Source organism: bacterium, from assembly GCA_023230585.1.
Lineage (GTDB): Bacteria > Ratteibacteria > UBA8468 > B48-G9 > JAFGKM01 > JALNXB01.
Genome location: JALNXB010000092.1, coordinates 1 through 5,207, shown reverse-complemented (window position 1 = coordinate 5,207; position 5,207 = coordinate 1). Strand labels below are relative to the sequence as shown.

The following is a 5,207-nucleotide window of genomic DNA, read 5'->3' as shown; positions in this document are numbered from 1 at the left end:
CCTGTTAAGCCCTTCGGAGACGCTCTTTGTGCAGAAGGGTGAGTTCTCAGAGTGCCCGATTGTGGCGTAGAAGGTGTATGCGCCGTAGTACCAGAGTGAGTAGATAACACCTCTTACTTTTTTGTCCCATTAACTTCTCTGCAAACCCCTGAGATATTTACTATCCCGAGCATTTCTTTGGGTAGAGGGTAAAGAGAGGTGCATTCCTTTTCCGCCTAACGGCGACTTGTCCCGAGTACTCCCGAGGGACTTACTTCGCAAATTGCGGGGGCTTGTTTTATATTCGCTTGCAATGGCAATCTTTCCTTATTTGCCTCTCCCCTTGAGGGAGAGGATGCAAGGTGAGGGGTTCTTTTGTCTTTAGTTTTTACCTTTGCTTGTCATTGCGAAGGCATACCTGCCGAAGCCAACCTACGCTACAATACAAGCTTGGCAGGTATAACTTGGCGTAGGTTGAAGTGGCTATTACGACTGCGACAATCTCTCTTTTTATCATTGTTTTGACAAAAACATCTAAAAAAGGTAAATTATTAGGAAAATTGAAGGGGTTACAAATAAAATGAAAGCAGTCTTTTTAACAAAAGAACGTAAAATAATTATTGAGGATATTCTAAAACCAGAGATTAAAAATAAGACAGATGTTTTAGTTGGTATCAAAAGTGTTGGTATATGTGGTTCGGATATACATTATTATCTTGAAGGAAAGATAGGTGACCAGATAATTGAAGATAAAATTATACTCGGGCACGAAGCCGCCGGTCTTGTGGTAGAAGTTGGCGAAGGTGTTAGAAACCTAAAAAAAGGTGATAGGGTAGCGATTGAGCCGGGTATAAGTTGCGGGAAATGTGAACAATGTGTTATTGGAAAGCCGAACCTATGCCCTTATGTTATATTTTTTGGAACTCCCCCTGTTGATGGAGCGTTAAAGGAATTTGTTGTTATGCCGCATACCCATTTAATCCCCCTACCTGATGGATTAGATTATGATTGTGGAGTTCTTTCTGAACCTCTTGCAATAGGGTTGTATGGGGTTAAATTGAGCGGTCTATCGGTAGGAGAAGATGTAGCAATTATTGGGGCTGGACCAATTGGGCTTTCTGCCCTTTTTTCTGCTAAATTGGCAGGTGCTAAAAGAATTTTTGTAAGCGACCTATACCAGGCAAGGCTTGATATGGCAAAGAAACTTGGGGCTGATGTAACTGTTCTTGCTACAAAAGAAAATATTGTTGATGTTGTTATGAAAGAAACCTCAGGGAGAGGAGTAGATATAGGTTACGAAGCGGCTGGAGAGCAAGAAACGTTTAACCAGGCTACTCAAGTAGTTAAAATAGGCGGAAAATCGGTTATTTTTGGAATTCCTGCACAAGATAAAATGGAGTTTAGGGCATCTGTTGTAAGACGTAAAGAATTACAGATTTTAAATGTTCGCAGGTCTGCTCATACAACAAAATTAGCGCTCGATTTGATTAAAAAAAATAATGTTTTTTCAAAATTGGTGACACATATGTATGAATTAAATGATGTTGAAGAAGCCATTAAACTTGTTGCTGAATATAAATCTGGAGTGATAAAGGCAGTAGTGAGAATGTAATGTTAAGTGTCAATAAAACACTCTTTGGAGGAGAATATGGATTTTAAGATTTTTGTTATGGCTTTTGGAGCCATTTTCTTTGCTGAACTTGCTGATAAAACTCAGTTGATAGGGCTTTGTCTTTCTGGTAAAACTGGTAGACCACTCCTTGTATGGGCAGGTTCAGTTGGTGCTTATATCATTGTTACTGGTTTAACTGTTCTTATAGGAGCGCACCTTGGGAAATGTCTTAAAGTAGAAATAATAAAATATTTTGGAGGCGCACTCTTTGTCCTTCTGGGGGCTTTAATGTTGTTTGGCAAAATTTAACGGAGAAAATCTTATGGCTAAAGTTGATTTGAACGGAAAAAAAGGCATAGTTACAGGAGGGGCATTAGGCATTGGTAAGGTGATATCCACCAACCTTGTTTTGGCTGGAGCAGAGGTTGTTATTGCAGATATTAACCAAGAAGAAGGTAAAAAAACTGAAGAAGAGCTGAACAAAATCTCACCAACTGGAAAGAGTAGTTGCGCTTATTTTATTAAAACAGATGTTTCTGATAAATCAAGCATAGATGAGATGGTAGGAAATGCAATTAAGAAATTTAATAAAATTGATTACCTTGTAAATAACGCAGGTATTTTGATACCAAGACTTCTTGTTGACCCAAAAGGAAAAGAAGAGATAACCCCTGAAATTTTTGATAAAATGATTGCCATAAACCAGAGGGGTACACTCTTTTGTGCTCAGGCAGTCTCAAGAGTTATGATTGCTGAGAAGACTAAAGGGGTAATAATAAACGTTTCCTCTGAAAGTGCTTTGGAAGGTTCAGAAGGACAGAGCGTCTATGCCTCTACTAAGGCAGCTCAATATTCTTTCACAAGAAGTTGGGCAAAAGAATTAGGTAAATACGGAATAAGAGTGGTAGGGATTGCTCCTGGGATTCTTGAAGTAACTGCTTTGAGAACTCTTGAATATGAAAGAGCGCTTGCTTATACGAGAGGTATAACTGTTGAAAAGTTGCGAGAATCTTACAAAAAGGTATCTATTCCTCTTGGCAGGGTTGGAACACTTCAAGAGGTTGCAGACGTTGTTGGTTTTCTTATCAGCGACCTTGCGTCTTACATTACTGGAACTGTAGTAAATATTTCTGGTGGCAAATCGAGAGCGTAGCAAGAAGGGGTAGTAGGCGAATCTCGCAAGACAAACAGAAGTAAAAATCCTTACATATTCTTTTTCTCATCCAAAGCCTATGGTTTTTATTCGGTAATGATAACTGGAATTATTTTACCGTTGGTATCTTTTGCTGTGAAAGATTTTATTTTCGGAACTAAAAAGTCGGAAGGTTTGATAATATTAAAAAATAAATTGACAGGGTTTTTTGAGATTTCGCCTGCAAATGCAATAACATTTTTGTTAACAAGTTTATATTTTATTGAGTTCGGGGCAACCCTGTTTAAAGATAGTTTGTCGGGTTGAAAATCGAGTTGCATCTGAAAAGATTTTATAAGTTCCATACTGTTTTCTGGAACTATCGAAAAAGAAAGGTTGTTATCTCTCTGCATTACTCTTTGTTTTAGCCTGCCTTTAACAATTAAAACAGTCTCATAATCTTTTTGTATATTGTTACATATAGCGTTTATCAGTATTTTATATTCACCTGCTGGTAGGTTGCCTGTTGTTTTTAGTACAATAACCTGTTCTTTAGTTTTATATGATATTTCTGTCTTTTCAAAGCCAACACTTATACCTTTTGGAAGGTTTGATATTCTTAACTCAATAGGAGAGTTTAGCCCACCAAAGTATTTGGCTTTTACAATTATTTTAAGATCTTCTTCTATCTCGAAATTTTCATTAAATTCAAGTATAAAATCTTTTTCTGTTGGTCTTAATTGCCATAACCAGGTTAATGTTGAGTTGCTATTTATATTGAAAGAAGTAGTGTTTGAGTTGCCCTTGGCAACAGAACCTTTTCCAATAAATCCAACGCAAACAGCTTTTTCCATTTCATTGATAAATACTTCTTTTTCTGCTTTACAAAATACACGTGTGCCTTTCTTAAAGGTTGTATAACCTTGTTGAGGATTTGTAATTCCGTATTCTGATTGAACAAAAAGTAGAAAGTTGTCTGTATTAAAAGAGTCGCTCTGCTGAATAAGCGGGGTTGGAGCGATGATGTTTTCTCTTGTTGTTTGCATACTTTCATTTGCGGTAGAAGATGTTTTTTGGCTACCGATAGAAGGGGAGATGGTCGCAGGTTTATTTTCAGGCTGTTGTTTTTGAGAATTTTGACTATTTGGTTGGGTAGAGTTTCCAACAGTTATTTGTCCGTTAGTTGAGGTTGCTTGGATTTTCTTACCTTCAGAATTGGCAAAATATATATTAGATATTCTTATAGGGGAATTACCAGTACCAATAATATTAAAATTTAAGTATAAAAGAACTCCGTTGCCAGAGATTTCTTTTAAACTGGGGTTGTAGGAAATGATACCTATTTGTCCTGGATTGTTTAGGTTGCTCTGCAAAGAGAAGTTGGAAGCGACGTTTCCTTTTTGTATATTGGAAATCTTCAAAATGTCTTTGTTGTATGTGATAGTTAACTGGTAGCCGGCAAATAAGTCTTCTGAGGTAAGTTGTATAGGAAGAGATACAGAGGTTTGGTTGTTGAGAACGTTTATATTTCCAACTTTAATGGTAGCTGATTCAATGTAGCAGTTCGTAGAAAGAAGAAAAATTAAAACTAAAAAAAAAGAATATATATGTTTTTTCATTCTGTCTCAGAAGAAGATGTTTTAGCCCCCTTTTTTTCTAAAACAGAGGACCAGTCAATAAATTTATTGCCGAAATCTTCTCCTGTTATATGTTTTAGTGTGTATCTTAGATTTCTTTCCATATAAGAATTTATAGCGATATATGGGTGAGTGCCGTTTACAAGCAATAAGAGGTATCCAAAAGCTGGTTGCCCAATCAGTTCAACTGCTTTTGCTGCTTCTTTTCCTGGGGTTGTCCACATACCTAAATTGTTATATTTGCACCATACGGTGAGGTTGTCATCAAACATTCTCATTAAAAAAGGAACTGCTTTTTGAGCCTTTGGTCCCATAAGACCAAGTTTGTAAGCCGCCTCTGCTCTTTCTGTTGGATTTATAGAAAAAGTTTTATCAATTTGAATTTTTACTTCCAACGGAACAAAAGTATCTTCAATAGGAGTTTTTAAGGTAAGTGTGTTCGAAAATAGGAGTTTTGTTGAAAGCATTAATAAGAGTAAAAACGGTATTGGTAATATATATTTTTTCATAGTGAATCAATTTTATCATATTTTTGTCTTTATACAAAAAAAAGTATGTGGTGTCTATTCACTCTGGTACTACGGTGCATACACCTTCTACGCCACAATCGGACACTCTGAGAACTCACCCTTCTGCACAAAGAGCGTCTCCGAAGGGCTTAACAGGCTCAGAGTAGGGGAACAAAAGGGCTGAACCTTTTGTTAACAGCCCCCCATTCCGTCTTTTGTAATTTATCTTGCGAGCTTTACCCGCCGAAGCCTTGGCGTAGGAGGGGTTTCTTAACGTGGCAATCTCGCCGAAGGCGGAAAAGGAATGGGAATAAACAATAATAAGGATAAATACGAGG

General features: G+C 37.2%; 6 protein-coding genes. 3 read left to right on the top strand and 3 right to left on the bottom strand.

Features of this window, described 5'->3' with window-relative positions:
* Nucleotides 1-559 precede the first annotated feature (559 nt).
* Genes M0P98_09145 through M0P98_09135 form a run of 3 tightly spaced genes read left to right on the top strand, consistent with a single transcriptional unit; the run spans nucleotide 560 to nucleotide 2,744 of the window.
* A complete protein-coding gene (locus M0P98_09145) occupies nucleotides 560-1,591 on the top strand; it encodes an alcohol dehydrogenase catalytic domain-containing protein (GenBank protein ID MCK9267012.1) in 1,032 nt (343 codons plus the stop codon).
* Nucleotides 1,592-1,627: 36 nt separating this feature from the next.
* Complete coding sequence (locus tag M0P98_09140; protein ID MCK9267011.1) at nucleotides 1,628-1,900, top strand: TMEM165/GDT1 family protein; 273 nt, start codon at nucleotides 1,628-1,630, stop codon at nucleotides 1,898-1,900.
* A 13-nt stretch (nucleotides 1,901-1,913) separates the two neighbouring features.
* The gene (locus M0P98_09135) at nucleotides 1,914-2,744 is read left to right on the top strand and encodes a sorbitol-6-phosphate dehydrogenase subunit (GenBank protein ID MCK9267010.1); all 831 of its coding nucleotides are present in this window, start codon (nucleotides 1,914-1,916) and stop codon (nucleotides 2,742-2,744) included.
* 86 nt (nucleotides 2,745-2,830) lie between these two features.
* Here M0P98_09135 and M0P98_09130 read toward each other — a convergent pair whose 3' ends face one another.
* The 3 genes from M0P98_09130 to M0P98_09120 form a co-directional block, all read right to left on the bottom strand.
* Entirely contained in the window at nucleotides 2,831-4,342 is a 1,512-nt protein-coding gene (locus M0P98_09130; protein MCK9267009.1) for a cohesin domain-containing protein, read from the bottom strand.
* Nucleotides 4,339-4,869, bottom strand: a complete 531-nt coding sequence (locus tag M0P98_09125) for a hypothetical protein (protein MCK9267008.1) — start codon at nucleotides 4,867-4,869, stop codon at nucleotides 4,339-4,341. Before M0P98_09125 ends, M0P98_09130 begins: the two co-directional genes overlap by 4 nt.
* 115 nt (nucleotides 4,870-4,984) lie before the next feature.
* On the bottom strand, nucleotides 4,985-5,207 hold a 223-nt coding region (locus M0P98_09120), incomplete at its 5' end, for a hypothetical protein (GenBank protein MCK9267007.1).